Source organism: Flavobacterium sp. Arc2, assembly GCF_041431385.1.
Lineage (GTDB): Bacteria > Bacteroidota > Bacteroidia > Flavobacteriales > Flavobacteriaceae > Flavobacterium.
This window is the reverse complement of sequence record NZ_JASMRH010000004.1, coordinates 136,417-152,957: the sequence shown is the minus strand read 5'-3', so window position 1 is coordinate 152,957 and position 16,541 is coordinate 136,417. Positions and strand designations below refer to the sequence as shown.

The window sequence follows — 16,541 nt, the reverse complement described above, 5'->3', positions numbered from 1 at the left end:
AAGATTACAACGTCCCAATTAATATCGGGAAGTCCGATTTTTATGGACACATCCACACAGTAAATTTATAAAAAATATGCCAATGTAATTCCCAAAACAATCATAGAAACCTTGGCAATATTGAATTTGTGCCCTTCACTGCTTTCAAAAATAATAGTGGAGGAAATATGAAATAATATCCCAATTACAACGGCCGTGATTTCAGTGTAGTAATCATTGAGTATTGGTAAAAAATCAGATGCAAAAGTTCCTAACGGTGTCATTAATGCAAAAGTCATCATAAAGCCAAAAATGGCTTTCTTATTCAGATGCGAATTAATGAAAAAAGTGGTTAGGATAATCGCGATCGGTAAATGGTGGATGGCTATGCCAACTGCCAAATCATGGTGATGACTTACTGGAAAACCTTCCAGAAATGCATGTATGCAAAGACTGATAAACAGTAACCACGGGATGTGAGACATGTTTAAATGACCATGCGTATGACCGTGTTCTGCGCCTTTTGAGAAAAATTCAAGTATAATCTGGAATAGAATTCCAAGCATAATGCAAATTCCTATGTTTGGATTTTTACTTTCATAAACATCCGGCAATAGGTGCATTACAGTCAGAGACAGTAAAAAAGCACCGCTAAAAGCCAATAGTAACTTTAGGTTGGTTTTGTTTTTAGGTTTTAAAAACAAGGCTATACCATATCCTAGTAATACCGAGAGTAAAGGTAAAAGGTAATTCATGCTAATTTGTCGAATTGTTGTTTTGCTTCGCTGCTCAATCGTTCCTTGTTAGTGGATGATTATACAAATTATCGAAGGGCTGAATATATTATTTAAAAATCATAATTAATCTCTCGCTTTCATTTCTATAGAATTTTTTTAACTTATAGTCTCCAAAAATGTCTAACAGATAGATTCCAGCTTCTTCCATTAAGGCTTCAAAGTCTTGAAGGGTTAAGGCTTTTACTTTTTCGGTATAATGAAATTTTTGTCCTTTGTCTTCAAAGTCAATTTCTTTATAAATATGTCCGTCTTTTAAATAGCGCTTTAAGTGGAAATCAATTCCTTCTACCGTTTTTGTTTCTTCTGGAACAAGGGTGTTTAGTACTTGGTTTACATTCATGAAATCAATCACGGCAAAACCATATTCAGATAAACTTTCTTTAATCGCTATTAAAGTCGTAAGATTATCTTGGTCATTTTCGAAGTAACCAAAACTGGTAAACAAATTAAAAATGGCATCGTACTTTTCTTCGAAAGGCTCTCGCATGTCATGCACTTTAAAATGCAAAGTGTCATTCGTGTTTTCGCTTGCCTTGTCAATACTGTTCTCAGATAAATCAGCACCTAAAACATCAAATCCCAATTGGTTCAAATAGATAGAATGACGGCCTTTACCACAAGCCAAATCAAGTACTTTGGCTTTTTCAGGAAGATTGAGGTAGTTTGTTATGTTGTCCATAAAAAGCTGCGCTTCGCTGTAGTTTCGCTCTTTGTAAAGGATATGATAATAAGGTGTATCAAACCAAGAACTGAACCAAGTTTCTGTTGGTTGTTCTGGATTTATATTCGCTGGTTTTTGTTCTTCAGACATTTATTCTTTTTCAATTAATTCAAGTCCGGCAAATTTAGTGTATTTTTGCTGAAAAATAACGAAACCGTGCAGATACACAGAGATTCTCGTTGAGAAATCTTTAATTTTTATTACGGCTTAAACATAAAGCAGAAAAAGGTCTGTTTTAATTGATACACACAAATGGAAAATAATTTTAAGATGGTTGCCAAAACCTTTTTTGGTTTTGAGGAAATATTAGCAAAGGAATTACAAATGTTAGGCGCACAAGACGTAGAACAAGGAGTAAGAATGGTAAGTTTTAAAGGGGATAAAGGGTTTATGTACAAAGCTAATTTGTCATTGCGCACCGCTTTAAAAATTTTGAAGCCTATTTATTTTTTTAAAGCAAACAACGAACAAGCTTTATACAAAGGAATTTCTGGTGTAAACTGGTCAAGATATATTAGTGCCAATCAAACTTTTGTAATTGATGCTACGGTGCATTCCGATAATTTCAATCACTCTGAATTTGTTTCGCAAAAATGTAAGGATGCAATTGTAGATCAGTTTAGAGAACGTACAGGACAACGTCCAAGCATCGATAAAATACACCCAGATTTAAGAATCAACATTCATATCGACAAAGACCAGGTTTCTGTAGCATTAGACACTTCAGGAAACTCACTGCATCAACGTGGATATAGAACAGCAACTAATATTGCGCCAATAAATGAAGTTTTGGCAGCAGGTGTTTTATTACTTTCGGGTTGGGACGGACAAGGTGATTTCTTAGACCCAATGTGTGGTTCAGGGACATTCTTGGCTGAGGCAGCAATGATTGCCTGTAATATTCCGGCAAACATTAACCGTAAAGAATTTGCATTCGAAAAATGGCATGACTGGGATAATGATTTGTTTGACAATATCACAGACAGTTTATTGAAGAGAGTAAGAGAATTCCATTACACTATAAAAGGTTTTGACAAAGCTCCATCTGCAGTTAGCAAAGCCAAAGACAATATTAAGAATGCTAATTTAGACGAGTATATCACGATCGAAGAGAAAAATTTCTTTGATACAGAGAAAACGACGCAAGGGAAATTACATATGGTATTTAATCCTCCTTATGATGAGCGACTGGATATTCACATGGAAGAATTCTATAAAAACATTGGTGATACTTTAAAGAAAAACTATCCTGGAACTAATGCCTGGTTTATCACTGGTAATCTAGATGCATTGAAATTTGTGGGACTAAAACCTTCGAGAAAAATTAAACTTTTCAACGCTAGTATTGAAGCCCGATTGGTGAAATACGAAATGTACGAAGGAAGTAAGAGAACTAAATTTCAGGTGACTGAAGGGGAGAGTGACATTGAGAAAAAAGAGAGTAAAGAATAAAGAATAAAGAAGCGAGAGAGTAGAAAGAGGGATTGTAGAAAGGATTAGTTCGTAAATATTTTCCACCTTTATACTTTTAAAACCTTAAACTTTAAACGAAAAAAAAATACAATGACTAAATTACAAGTAAGAGCATTTTTATACCAATTAGGCTGTTTTGCCATACTATTCATCTCAGCACGTTATCTTGTGGAGCGTTATACCGGATTAACTGATTTTTGGATTCCTTTGACCGCTTTTGTTGTTGGAACGCTTTTGTCTCCAAAATTCCAAGCCGTTAAAACCCAAGATGGAGAGAAGCTGTATATGAAATGGATTTTTACAAAAGGAGTAAAAGAAATAGGATAACGTTTATCCTAAAAACACATCAAAAAAGAACCGCAGTTTCACTGATTATTATAATCATGAAACTGCGGTTTATTATTTTGAATCATATTCTAATTCTAAGGAGTCTCTTTCAAATCAAACGGTTTTAAACACGTATAAAAAACTATGTTTCTATCTGATTAAAACAAGATTTAGAAACTTTATTTCTTCTTGTCTCCTTTTTTAGGAGCTATAACAGGAATCACTTTCTTTTTATAAATAGGAATGAAATAGGAAACAGTATAATTAAAACCCACTCCAAAATCACCATTATAAGTTCTGTTGAATCCAGGAATATAAAGATTGTCAAAATTATCAGGTGTTTTATTAGAAACTAATTTTTTCAGTTGGAAACTAAATCCCACAAAAACATTATTGAATACTTTTGCTTTTATTCCTGCAACGACTTCAATCCAGCTGGATGTAAGTCCGCTATACTTTTCTCCAGATGTAATCACTGGAACCTCTCCAAAATAAGGATTAGCATTATAAATCTTATACGTATTTAATTGCTGACTAAATGTACTAAATCCATAGCGCATTCCTACTGAAAGTATGTTCTCCATGTCAAGCCAGTTCTCATATGCGTTGTAATCAAACCCTGCCTTAATATAGGATCCCTTGGCAGTAGAGTTTAGTCGTGTGTCATCGGTCGTTTTATTTTCACTTCCAACTTCGGCAGCCAAAAAATATTTTTTTGTCAACCTATAGTCTCCCACAAATTCAATTCCTTTGTAATCCTTGTCATATAAAAAACGGGTTAATTTGAATAAGTCAACCCCCACACGCAATCCGTAACGATCTGTTTTAGCAGGAACGGCAGTGGTTTGTTTCTCATTGGGTAATTTTACTGTTTTTAAGCTCCCGTTATCAGGAATTATAGCTTTAGTACTTGTACTGTCAGCTACATTTTTTAGAGTAGTAGTGTCTTGCGCCTGAGCTAAAAACAATGAAAAAATGAGGCAAATACTAAAAATATATTTCAAGGTGTATTTCATTTTCGTTATCGATAGTACTATTTTTTACTGCAATATACTCAATCCATTTTTCATCAGCTACAGCTGCATCGGTATGAACATAAGGTGTTGTTGGATCTAAAGTGTATACGGTTTTAAAACCGCAAGCTCTCGAAACATAAATATTTTCCCTGGAATAATTAAATTTCAGTTCATCTTGATTTACCACGCTCGCATCCGTGTTACCATAATTCAAAATAAAGCTAAAACTAGTTGCGTCTGCATCCGTTTTTAACGGAATTGAAACAGTGCTTCCGTTGATTAAAGTACTACTGTCATAAGTAATACCTTCAGTCATTCCTTCGCCTATTATGGTTAAATCTGTTACCTCTTTTAAAACGGAAGAATTTGTGATATCATAAAACGAAATCACTAATCGGGGAGTGGTAACCGTATCGGCATCACAGATATCATCTTTCTCACAACTGGAGAAAGAGAAGGCAATTGCAAAAATTAAAAGAATTATTTTTTTCATAAAAATTTTATTGAATGAAGATTGTCGATTAACGATTGCTGATTTTAGATTTTAAAAAAAATCAGCAATCAAAAATCACTATTCTTAAATCAGAAATCTTATCTTCTTTCTAAAAGAACCACATTCTCTACGTGATGCGTTTGTGGAAACATATCCACAGGACGTACACGAGCTACTTTGTATTTCTCGTCCATCAAGGCTAAATCGCGAGCTTGTGTAGCTGAGTTACAACTTACATAAACGATTTTTTCAGGAGCAATTTTCATGATTTGTTCAATCACATCTTTGTGCATTCCGTCTCTTGGTGGGTCAGTGATGATAACATCAGGTTGTCCGTGTTGTGCAATGAATTCATCGTTAAATACGACTTTCATGTCTCCTACATAGAACTCACAATTATCAATACTATTACGTACTGCATTAGCTTTAGCATCCTTGATGGCATCAGGAACACTTTCTACACCAATTACTTTTTTTGCTTTTTTAGAAACAAACTGTGCAATGGTACCTGTTCCAGTATATAAATCATAAACGATTTCATTTCCGGTTAAACCAGCAAAATCTCTCGTTATTTTGTATAGTTCATACGCTTGATCAGAATTGGTTTGGTAGAATGATTTGGCATTAATGCTAAATTTCAAACCTTCCATTTCTTCTAAGATATAATCACGTCCTTTATATAGTTTAATATCGGTGTCGTATAAAGTATCGTTCGCTTTATTGTTGACCACATATTGCAAAGAAGTAATCTGTGGGAACTTCTCATAAAGATGATCTAAGATCAATTCTCTGTTTGCTTTGTCGTTTTCAAAAAACTGAATCAAAACCATGATTTCACCCGTAGAAGACGTACGCAACATTAAAGTACGTAGCAAACCTTCGTGCGCTCTTGGGTTAAAGAAAGTCAGACCATTTGCATTAGCAAAATCCTTCACTTCATTTCTGATTGCGTTTGATGGATCTTCCTGCAAATGACATTTGTTGATGTCTAGGATCTTGTCCCACATTTTTGGGATATGAAATCCTAATGCGTTTCTGTTTCCTAAATCTTCGGTACTTGCAATTTCGGCTTCAGTTAACCAACGGCTGTTAGAAAACGAAAATTCCATTTTATTTCTGTAAAAAAACTGCTTTTCTGAACCTAAGATGGGTTCAAATTCAGGAAGCTCTACTTTCCCAATGCGTTGCAAGTGGTTCAGCACTTCATTTTGTTTGTAATACAACTGTTGGCTGTATTTCATATTTTGCCATTTACAACCCCCACAAACACCAAAGTGTTCGCAAATAGGTTCTATACGATGTTCTGAATATTCATGAAAATGAATTGCTTTTCCTTCGTAATAGGCCTTGCGCTTCTTAAAAGTTTGCACGTCAACCACATCACCTGGAACTACATTTGGGATAAACACTACTTTCCCATCAGGAGCCTTTGCTACTGATACTCCTTTTGCACCTGCATCGATGACTTTTATCTGGTGAAACACCACCTTATCTGTATTTTTCTTTGCCATGGCGCAAAAATAAGCGTTTGTATTCTTTTATAAATTCAAAATAGGAAATATTTTCAAAAAGAAGTGATTTTTATTTGGGCCCAATCCTGCTTTCCGCTACAAATCCTCGCATTGCAGGCAGTAACCTTACGCTTGTAAAGGAGCTTCCTGCGGTCGCTCTGTACAAGCAAGGGTTACAAATGCCTGCAATACTACGGATTTTCCGCTAGAATCAGGGGCAGGGGGAGTTAGGGTTGAGTGGGTTTACTTTAACTTAGGAAAAAGGATTAGGATGTGTTCTATATTTGTTTTCCTTTTCACTAATGAAAGTCCATATTTTTCTTTTAGTTGGGTCCCTATACTTTCAAAATTTTTGCTTTCAAGATTGAAACTATAAATGCCTTTGCTATCTGTTTTATCGTACACTATTTCCTTTTTTTGATTTGTCAACGCATAAACAAGTGAAGAAAGGGTAGCGTTTTCTATTACAATTTGTGCCGGTTTTATAGTAACTATATTCGCCGCGCTGTTATTTTTGGATTTGGATTTCAAAAAAAGATCGGGATTACTAATTCTTAGACCCCATACTGTTGTCGATACTTTATTTTTTTTAATTTTAAAATTATAACTTTCGACTAATCGATTTAAAGCACTATTTTTTGTTTGGGAACTGTCTTTGGATTTATTCTTAAAGTTGAAGTTTATTGTTTTGTTCAATTGCTTTTCATCATTCGTGTCAATTAATATTTCATTGATTTGGAGTAAATTGGATAGCGTAGTTTTAAGATTAACGTTTTTGTAGGCAATGCTGTCAGGATAATTTTTTAAAGTACTTGAACCATGCAAGTCATTTGTTTCTTCTATTTTGATGGAATACAAACGGGTTTCGGTATTTATAATTTCCGAATGGTTCGACATAGAAAGGATTCCTATGCTTATAAATACAGCATTGTGAAGCGCATGAAGTAAATAACCCCAGACAAACCCATAACGAACTCTAAGAAAACCTATAAAAAGGCCCAATAGTATTTGTGGCGCTATTAATATTGGGGATAAAAGTAAAATGGTATACGATAATTTATAATTTGTAATGTGCACGATACCAAAAAGTATGGCAGAAAAGTAAAATAGGTATGTGTATTTTTTTTTCCATACAGAAGTCAGTGCTGTTTCTGCTTTTTTTTCATTCCTAGCGCCACTAAGAGAAATTAGAGAAATGATAAAGTGAAACAAATAATTATTTTTATAGCGTAGATACAATCGAAAAATTAATTCTTCGAAAAAAGGAATAACAATGACAGTTGAGATTAAGAGGACTGCAATAGGTAACGACTTGAATAATTCTACCATTTTGTGTCCTTCAAGATTTACTAGTCCTAACTCTTCTAATCCGCTAATTATAAAGGAAAAAGCTCCCATTAAAGGAATTTCAAGCAATAGTAATGAAAAAAGGATTTTAAATTTTCGGACAATTGTAAGTTCTGGTGCCGCTTCGTCTTTGGGATTTCGTAAAAAATCCATTAATTCAAAATAGGTTTCTTTTATTGTTTTCAACATTTTCTTTTGCTCTTTTTATTATTTAGTCTTGTTGAAAAAAATCTAGATGAATACTGTATCTAATTTATTTCAGTTGTTTAAAGTAGGGTTTGTATCTTCTGGAGAGAATTTATTTCATTTCAAACATAGTTAAAAAAATACGAATAGTAATACAAAAAATAATTAATTACTATTTCTAGATCGTTCTGGAATCAGATTGTATTTTCATTTAAAATCGAAATGTATTTTGAGTATTCCTTATCAAAAGATGAAAAAAAATTAACTACGGATTTTCCGCTAGAATCAGGGGCAGTTTATGTTGTAATTACGATTAGATAGAAAAGAAGTCAAAATTATAATATTTAGCTAAACCAAAGAGAATATTTTTGATTTCCAATAAAAGGAAGTAATTTTAATAAAAAATATTAGTTATGAAAACTTCTTTTAAGAATTTATTTTTATTGTTTTTTATATTTTGCGGGTTAGTATCCCAAGCTCAAAATGATGGTCGTTCAAGAATAGAACGAAATGTGCCACTAGTTGTAGCCGAATCATTTAATGCAGTTTTCTCTGCCAAAGATCCAGTCTGGTTTACTAGATATCAGGGCGAGAATAATCAAGAATTAGTGTATGAAGCTAAATTTATATTTAACAACAGATATTGTAAATCAGTATATGATTTTAATGGCAATCAAATTGTTTTTGCAGCTACCGTAGACTATCGTGAATTACCTGAAGGTGCCCGTAAATATATGGAAGAAAAATATCCCTTTTTCCCAATTGTGGAAGCTTTAATGGTTACAGATAATGAAAATCAAGTTACTTATGAAATAGGCGTTTATATTGATAATCAATATATGATACAAGTTTTTTCTAAAGAGGGAGATTTTATAAAAAACACAAAACCATAATTATGCTCCTTATTGTCACTTTCAATTGTAGTTTGAGTTAAAAATGATTTTTACTTTTCATCCATTCGTAATTAACAATCGTCAGAAAATAAAAAACAACATCAGCACAAATTTTTCCAGCTATAATACCAGTTAATGGGTTTCCAGTGAGGATAGGTAACCAATACATACAAAAGGGACGAATAAATAGAATATCTAATACCGCAGGATAGCCAAATTCCAGTAATAGGTTTTTGATAATCATCAGCACGTCGCTGAAAGTTGTCTTTTTTTGTATTGCTTTATTCTTTTTGGTACGCTGCCAGTACGCCATGCTAATAATCACGCTGTAAAAGGCAAAATACTCGACAAAGGTAATCAGGTAAGCGGTTGTCAAACCACTAAAGACTCTGCTAAACTGGGAACCCAATAATGCAGCCGTTGTAGCCGACAACTCGGCATACTTATAACGATCAAACCATTCTTTAAACTGTGTTTTAGAAAGCATAAATGCGGGTTGCTACTTTAATGAAAGACAAAACTAGACAAAATTACGGTTAGGAAAAGTAAAATTGTTTCTGGGCAATAGGAATGACTATTGTCACAAGCTTTGTATTTTGATAAAGCTGCAATTGCTGTATCGATTTTGTTTGATGGAACTAAAAGCAAATGACAAACGATAATGCAAGATCTTTTTGTAAATTTAGGATTGGGAGTTAAAACGGGGAGCCTCTGTTTTCGGAGCCTTAACATCAACTAAATTCCGAAAATCCCTTCCCGTAGGTTCTTCAAAAACTTCTAATTTAAATTGAGAGGTAATCGTTAATAAATGATCAAAAATATCAGATTTGACTACCTCATATTTTTCCCATTCTTTTTCATAAGTGAAACAATAGATTTCTAGTGGCATCCCTTTAGAAGTGGGGTCTAATTGCCGCACCATGTTGGTCATTTCTATATTGATATTTGGATTTGAAAGAATATAGTTTTCGGCATAAACTCTAAAAACGCCAATGTTAGTCAAGCTTTTGGCGTTAACTAGGTTAGATTCATTATCAATTAACGCAGAATTGGTCTTTTTAATTTCTTTTTCTTTCTCAAGGATGTAGTCCGTGATAAGCGTATACTTTTTAAATTGCTCTAACATTTGATCATCACAAAAACAAAAACTACTTACCTTTAGATATATGGCTCTTTTTATTCTTCGACCTCCTGAATTACTCATACCGCGCCAGTTTTTAAAGGAATCAGTAATGAAAGCATAAGTAGGAATTGTAGTGATCGTTTTATCCCAGTTTTGAACTTTAACGGTGCTTAAATTAATGGACATTACATCGCCATCGGCATCATATTTTGGCATCGCAATCCAATCGCCTACGCGTACCATATCATATACTGACATTTGGATGCTCGCAACAAAACCTAAAATGGTATCCTTGAAAATTAATAATAAAATAGCCGTCATCGCTCCCATCGCTCCCAGAAAGTAAAAAGGACTCTTTCCTAAAAGTAAAGACAAAATGAGAATTCCGCCTACGAAATAAACAATAATATTCAGAACTTGAATGTAACTCGTGATGGGTTTGTCCTTAAAAATAGGAGACTTCGATAGAATTTCATCAAATACCGCCAGTAAAGCAATAATCGTCCAGATAATAACAATAAGAATTACAATCATGGCAAGCGTGACAATGTAATTTGAAACTACTGGGTATTCTACAAAAATGGAAGGCACGGTAAGAATGACAAGAAGCGCTGGAATGATATAGGCGAGTTTATCAAATATTTTTTTTTCAACTAAGATGTCGTCCCAAGTAATCTTCGTTTTTAAAAATAGTTTGTGTATGGAGCCAACAATGATTTTCTTAGTTAAAAGCCAGGCGATAAAACAAAGAAGAAGTAATCCTAAAAGGAGTATTGGAAGATTGATGTAATGCGCAATTTGAGGTTCTATACCAAAATAATCAGTTAACCAGCTAGGGTCTAGTTTTATGTAGGAGTATTTTTCGTCGGGTAGAATCATTACTTTAATTTGTTTTGTACAAAGGTAACATTCACAATTGAAGACAAGAACAGAACCTGATGATTGGGTTTTTCTTAACAGTATTAAAAAATTACAGGGATTGTAGATATTCCGACGAAAGTACCCCACGATTCCGCGACAAAGGTCGCCATTTATTCCGGAGCAAAGTACGCCAGTCAAATCGTCCTTTATCATCACTAGGTAAAGATGATTTTTTTCAAAGTTAATAATTTTTTTTAGTTCTCAATGATTTTCCTGTTAGTGCAATTCTGTGTGCTGAAGCTGACAATCTGTCCATTATAGCATCGGCCAGAGTTGGTTCCTCGATGAAGTTATACCAAGTGTCTACTGGTAGCTGCGAAGTAATCATAGTTGATCCTATTCCGTATCGATCTTCAAGGATATCTAGTAAGGCAATCCTTGCATCATTATTCAAAGGTTTTAGTCCAAAATCATCCAATATTAGAAGCTTATTTAATGAGATACTCTTGATCCATTTTAAGTACGATCCATCAAGTCGAGCTTGAGTCAAGGCATCCATAAACTTGTTCATGCTAAAATATAAGGTTCGATAGCCAAGTAAACAAGCACTGCGCCCCAAGGCGCAGGCCATAAAAGATTTACCACAACCAGTGGCACCAGTTATCAGGACATTCTCTCCCTTTTCTATAAACATGCCGTCAGATAGTCTGAGTAGTTGCTCTCTGGTAATACCTCTTTCTGTATTACAAATGATATCTTCTGGTAAGGCATGATAACGGAGTTTACTTGCTTTTAGATACTTCTGTGTTCTGGAGTAATCTCTATATTCCACTTCGGCTTGAGTAAGCATGGCTATGAGAGAATGAACATCCTCTTGTTCATGTACAGGAAGAGATAATGCAGCTTCATACCTTTTAGCCATGCCTGTCAATTTAAGACCTTTGAGCTGTTCTAATGTGTTTTGTGTGTTCATTTATAAAGGTTTTATAAGTTATTTAATTATAGGCTTCAGGGCCTCTGATATTACTGTGATCAGGGATACGGAACTCGATAGGAGCCTCTTCTTCTAGTAAATCCATATTGTTTTCAAGAATGTTTTTGATAACACCATAGCTAAATTTGTGACCACTTAATGCACGTTTACATGCAGCTTCCATTCGAATGTTACCATAGGAACTCATGAGTCTCAACAGCCCCAAACAAGCTGTATAAGCCTGATCAATTATAAGCTTACTGTTCATCACTTTTTTAAAAAAATCAAAAGTATAAGGACCGTTTTCTTCTGCTTTTTTGAGATAATATTCAGGACTCCATCCTCGTTGATTCTTAATGATCTTATGCCTCTCGGGCATATGTTCTGTGATGCTGCTATAACCATGGCTGGTATAATTCCTGGTGTGTACAGCAATCCTTTGTGCATCGCAATAGATCTCTACGACATCCTGATCATAAGCAATACGTACTTCCTTCCCAATGTAGCGGTAGGGAACAGAATAAAAGTGCCAGTCTTCACCCACCAGTACATGGTAATGTTTCTGAACCTTTGCTTTGGTATAATGTCTGATACTGTATGGGGATTCTGGAAGGGGTTGTAGTAGTGTTTTCTCTTGACTATTAAACAACTCAAGCCTACTGTATACCTTCTTCTGAAAGTTCAGTTGATGATGGTAATCAAGTTTTTCTCTAATGGCCTTGTTGAGTTCAGCAAGACTATGAAAAGTATCATTTCGTAGACTGGCATAAATACGTCTATAGGTAATCTTTACATTATTCTCAACAGAGGGCTTGTCCTTGGGCTTATACGGGCGGGCAGCGAGCAGAGCAATGTTATTGTGGTTGGCCCATTGCTCGAGCATATCAGTAAATACAGGTTCATATTTACAACTTTTGGATACCCATTGCCTCATGTTATCTGATTTAACAGTTAAGGGAACTCCTCCAAAGTATTCAATGGTATGGTTCAAGGCTTTAACTACTTGAGGTAGTTTTGCATCAGGTAAAGCCTCTACGTAGCCATAACCGCTAAAAGGAAGAATGGCAACGTATACAGGGCATGCAATTAGTTCACCTGTTGAAGTATCAACATAATGAAGCATATCCCCAGCAAAATCAACTTCAAGCAGCTTTGCAGGAGTATGGACAAAATGCATTACAGCATTGTTTACCTTCTCCTGATCCTGTAAGAGTTCACAAAATCTAGAATATTGAAAACCTTCAGGATATTCTTTAATATATTCTTCCCAAAGTAATAGACGTGTTACACCAGTTCGATTAAGTTCCTTGCTAAAGTAACCGATCAGATTATTAAAATGAACTTTTCGGGGATCAGTATTTTCCGATACAACAGGCTTTAAAAGGCCTAGTATTTGTACAAGCTCCTGATCTGAACGCTTTAATAATTCTTTAAAATCAACTCCTGTTTGCGTAAATTTTAGCAAATAAAGGGCGATTGTTTTTCTAGAAATCCTGACTTCTTTTTCTATTGTACGCTGTGAAACACCGCGCTCTAAGAATAAGAGTATCTGCCTTATTTTAATCATACTAAGTGGTTTATTTGCCATAATGCAAGCGGTTTTTTGATTATAAACCAAACTTATGCTAAATGGCGGTTAAATCTCTACTTAGTAAGATAATGGACTTGTGAAAAGTGGTGTACTTTGTGTCGGAATGTCAGTCCTTTACAAGTATTAAATCAGGAGTAAAGTGGTGTACTTTGCTCCGGAATAAGTGGCGTACTTTGCAGCGGAATCGTGGCGACCTTTGTAGCGGAATGGGTGGCGTACTTTGTAGCGGAATCGTGGCGACCTTTGCAGCGGAATATCCAGATTGTTAGTGTGAGCTATTTCACCACGTTAATTAATCGCTTTAAGCTGTTTCATTTCTTGCAACGGTTCGATAGCATTGTAGTCTTTCCAAATCTTTGGGTCATACGATTTGAAAAATTAAATCTTTCATCAGTTCCAGAAAGGGAGATTCAACAATTGAAATTAGTTTTTATCGAAAGAGAAAAACTAGTAAGAGTGTTTCTTCTCGTTGTATCATCAATGGAAAATAATGGATTAATATCTAAGTCGTGTACACAGAAATAGACCTTATAAATATAAAAAAAATCCATAATTTTAAAAACTCTTTAAAAAGTATTGAGAAAAAAAGGAAGACAATAATAATCAGAAATGAACAACTTAAACAACAATACGACTTAGTTAAAAGTATATCTGCAGTAGGAGAACAGACTGCTTTTTACTTTATAATTGTAAGAAAACGATTTAAGGACTTTAAAACAGGGTGTGAATTTACTTGTTATTCAGTTTGCCGTGTTTTTGAATGTTTTCTTTTCTTTCAAAATTTTAAAAACTGCACTAACGTTATTTTCTCCGCGATGTGAATAATAATTACCGTTAGAATCTATTATAACTGTGCTATTACAAGGGTAATGAATGGCAAAAAAAATGGTCTCTATTAATTTGTTTTTATCCTTAATCCAGTTAATATTTCCATATGCTGCTGTTCCTTCGGGTGATTTGTAGACGAAAAACTGTTTAATATTTTGGTTCTTTTTAAGCCTTTTTAAGTATTCTTGATAGTTCTTTCTCGTCATTTCTTTGTCCCCGCTACTATTATAGGCATCTTGACCAGGGTAATAATTGATAACTATTATATCGTCTTTATCAAAATAGGCAGAACTAGTGGCTAAATTTGATTTTAATGCATTGAGTTGACTGTTACTTATTTTATTTTTTTTAATTCTTTTAACGCTAACATTTAAGTAAATAGAATCAGCATCAAATTTTAAATTAAAATAATCATCCCCTGAATTGCGGTCGTATTCTTGTTTACTGATCAACTCTAAATCATCATTTACATAAACTTCCTTTTTTTGGGCAGAAACAATCGAAATGCTAACAATAATAAATAGAGTTAGAAAGAAGTTACTTTTTTTCATTTTATTTAAGTTTTGGATGTTTTGTTACAAGAAAGGTTTGATTTTATAAGATTTCAAGTGAAGATTGTTGTCTGATTAGGTTTTTGACCCTAAATCATTTATGCTGTTTTAATTTTTCAAATTAGTGTATTTGATTTTAATGCTGTCGCTAAATTTAATTAATTGCTTTAAACTGTTTCATTTCTTGTAACGGTTCAATAGCATTGTAGTCTTTCCAAATCTTTGGGTCATACGATTTAATAGTTATAAAATTGAAGTCCTGTTCCTTAATTTTTTCAATGGCAGCAACTGTTGCTTCAGCACGCGACATATTTAGGAATTCTGTTTTATTGCGAGTATTGGCTTCTATTTTAAAATCAAGGGCCAATACATCTTTTTCGCCGCTGGTTAACTCTATAAGCTTCAATGGACGATTGAGATAAAAGTAATTTCCAGTTTCGGTAGCGGCATACTGCATGTAGTAGTTGTCGTCTTCGGCTCTTTTTTTGTAAATAATCGTTCCTTTACTAACATTCTCAGATACTTTAATTCCCAAAAGAAACTTCATATTAAAATTATGCACCTTTTCTCCTTCGTCTAGGACATAATCGGTTCGTAGTACCGCATAATCAGTTTCAGAAATATAGAGTTTACCCACATACATGGCTTTGCTTCTTCGAGGTTTAAAAGTTAGAACGTAAGCAAATTCATTTTCATTAGTGTAGGTCGTGCCTTCAAAAGTATAGTCATATAACTCTGGTTTTTGTATAAAATCAAACCTCTTGTTGTTTAACAAATTGTTTTGATACATAAAGCTGTTCAGATTACTTTTGGTAGCAGTTAGCTGGCTGCTTACTTCTATATTAATACCTGTTTTTTTCTTTCTATTGAAGTCTTTACGTAGCGAAATAGTATCTCTTGATCCTATAAGTCCGCTTTTTATGCGGTAAAATTTAGTAGTATCGAGGTGCTGTAGCATCAGGTTTCTTCCTTTTTTTTCTAAATCGTCTAAGGAAGTAGACTCTCCTTCATTTTTTAAAACAGTTGCCTTTAAAACATCTAGTTTTGAGGTAAACACAAACTTATCTGCTTTTTTTGTTTTAACCGAATAGTAATTACAAAGGATATCAGTAAATGATACTGGTGGATGCTTAATTAATTTAGTAGAAAAAGACTGCAGGTCATTGTTGATTTTTGATAATGCTTGCTTGTTAAAACCAGTTGATTTGTCAATTTCGACATCAATGATAGAAGGATTAAAATAACTAGAGGTTCTATAAAAGAACATTTCTTTAGACCCTTTCTCCCCAGTTGTATAATTACGACTCAAGTTGGCTTTTACATTTGCCATAATCTCGTAGGGATTTGGTTTTTTGTTAGACACTTCAACATCATCCAGTTCGTAAACGCCAGGCAGGAGTTTAATTGTAAAATCAAGCTTTTTTAATTCGGCCACAGTTAATTGTTGATTAACAAAACCCAAATACGAAATTGTAAGCAGCGTTGCATCTTGACTGTTATTTTCTGAGAGTGTAAAATAGCCTTCACCATTAGAAACTAAGTTCTCCGATTCGTTTACCTTAATATTAGCATACGGAATACTTTCTCCTGTTGCCGCATCAATGATTTTACCTTTTGTATTTTGTGCTAATGCTAGTTGGAACAAAAGCAAAGTAAAAAATGTAGAAATTAACGTAGTTTTCATAGGTAAGAGGTTATTTATAAACAAGACGAAGTTGTGGCTATTTTGTTACAGCATTTTACGTGCTTTTTTCTGGCAACAAGTTGAAAATCATTGATGTCGTTATATTTGTATTTCTACGCATTAGAGGTTTATTTGTAATTTTGACCATCAGCAGAAATCGCATAATCAGTATTATTTATTCGTCACC

General features: G+C 34.1%; 15 protein-coding genes. 3 read left to right on the top strand and 12 right to left on the bottom strand.

Annotated features, from left to right (window positions below; genetic code table 11):
• Positions 1–65: 65 nt before the first annotated feature.
• Together QO182_RS03945 and QO182_RS03940 are read right to left on the bottom strand one after the other, a co-directional pair.
• Positions 66–734, bottom strand: coding sequence for a ZIP family metal transporter (locus QO182_RS03945; RefSeq protein WP_371542269.1), 669 nt, complete (start codon positions 732–734; stop codon positions 66–68).
• 88 nt (positions 735–822) lie between these two features.
• Positions 823–1,587, bottom strand: coding sequence for a class I SAM-dependent methyltransferase (locus QO182_RS03940; protein WP_371542273.1), 765 nt, complete (start codon positions 1,585–1,587; stop codon positions 823–825).
• A gap of 162 nt (positions 1,588–1,749) precedes the next feature.
• Here QO182_RS03940 and QO182_RS03935 point away from each other — a divergent pair, with 162 nt between their 5' ends.
• Both QO182_RS03935 and QO182_RS03930 read left to right on the top strand, forming a co-directional pair.
• Positions 1,750–2,949: a class I SAM-dependent RNA methyltransferase gene (locus QO182_RS03935; RefSeq protein ID WP_371542276.1), complete on the top strand. Its 1,200-nt coding sequence runs from the start codon at positions 1,750–1,752 to the stop codon at positions 2,947–2,949.
• Positions 2,950–3,060: 111 nt separating this feature from the next.
• Complete coding sequence (locus QO182_RS03930; protein WP_371542279.1) at positions 3,061–3,297, top strand: hypothetical protein; 237 nt, start codon at positions 3,061–3,063, stop codon at positions 3,295–3,297.
• Between the two features lie 179 nt (positions 3,298–3,476).
• Here QO182_RS03930 and QO182_RS03925 read toward each other — a convergent pair whose 3' ends face one another.
• From QO182_RS03925 to QO182_RS03910, 4 genes are all read right to left on the bottom strand, one after another.
• On the bottom strand, positions 3,477–4,313 hold the full coding sequence (locus QO182_RS03925) for a DUF6048 family protein (protein WP_371559992.1): 837 nt from the start codon (positions 4,311–4,313) through the stop codon (positions 3,477–3,479).
• A complete protein-coding gene (locus QO182_RS03920) occupies positions 4,285–4,806 on the bottom strand; it encodes a DUF6452 family protein (protein ID WP_371542284.1) in 522 nt (173 codons plus the stop codon). The genes QO182_RS03925 and QO182_RS03920 overlap by 29 nt, the downstream gene beginning before the upstream one ends.
• Before the next feature lie 98 nt (positions 4,807–4,904).
• On the bottom strand, positions 4,905–6,317 hold the full coding sequence (rlmD, locus tag QO182_RS03915; protein WP_371542287.1) for a 23S rRNA (uracil(1939)-C(5))-methyltransferase RlmD: 1,413 nt from the start codon (positions 6,315–6,317) through the stop codon (positions 4,905–4,907).
• Between the two features lie 243 nt (positions 6,318–6,560).
• Complete coding sequence (locus QO182_RS03910) at positions 6,561–7,853, bottom strand: type II CAAX prenyl endopeptidase Rce1 family protein (RefSeq protein WP_371559991.1); 1,293 nt, start codon at positions 7,851–7,853, stop codon at positions 6,561–6,563.
• Between the two features lie 410 nt (positions 7,854–8,263).
• Between QO182_RS03910 and QO182_RS03905 the strand changes: the two genes are divergently transcribed.
• Positions 8,264–8,743: a hypothetical protein gene (locus QO182_RS03905; protein WP_371559989.1), complete on the top strand. Its 480-nt coding sequence runs from the start codon at positions 8,264–8,266 to the stop codon at positions 8,741–8,743.
• Positions 8,744–8,780: 37 nt separating this feature from the next.
• On the opposite strand, the gene QO182_RS03900 is transcribed toward QO182_RS03905, so the two are convergent.
• The 6 genes from QO182_RS03900 to QO182_RS03875 form a co-directional block, all read right to left on the bottom strand.
• Entirely contained in the window at positions 8,781–9,230 is a 450-nt protein-coding gene (locus QO182_RS03900) for a hypothetical protein (RefSeq protein WP_371559987.1), read from the bottom strand.
• A gap of 195 nt (positions 9,231–9,425) precedes the next feature.
• Positions 9,426–10,745 carry a mechanosensitive ion channel family protein gene (locus QO182_RS03895; RefSeq protein ID WP_371542296.1) on the bottom strand — a complete coding sequence of 440 codons (1,320 nt, stop codon included), beginning with the start codon at positions 10,743–10,745 and terminating at the stop codon, positions 9,426–9,428.
• A gap of 223 nt (positions 10,746–10,968) precedes the next feature.
• Positions 10,969–11,700, bottom strand: coding sequence for an IS21-like element helper ATPase IstB (gene istB / locus QO182_RS03890; protein ID WP_371559985.1), 732 nt, complete (start codon positions 11,698–11,700; stop codon positions 10,969–10,971).
• A gap of 22 nt (positions 11,701–11,722) precedes the next feature.
• Positions 11,723–13,288: an IS21 family transposase gene (gene istA, locus QO182_RS03885; RefSeq protein ID WP_371559983.1), complete on the bottom strand. Its 1,566-nt coding sequence runs from the start codon at positions 13,286–13,288 to the stop codon at positions 11,723–11,725.
• 743 nt (positions 13,289–14,031) lie between these two features.
• On the bottom strand, positions 14,032–14,670 hold the full coding sequence (locus tag QO182_RS03880) for a hypothetical protein (RefSeq protein WP_371559981.1): 639 nt from the start codon (positions 14,668–14,670) through the stop codon (positions 14,032–14,034).
• Positions 14,671–14,824: 154 nt separating this feature from the next.
• Positions 14,825–16,354: a carboxypeptidase-like regulatory domain-containing protein gene (locus tag QO182_RS03875; RefSeq protein WP_371559980.1), complete on the bottom strand. Its 1,530-nt coding sequence runs from the start codon at positions 16,352–16,354 to the stop codon at positions 14,825–14,827.
• Between the last annotated feature and the right edge of the window lie 187 nt (positions 16,355–16,541).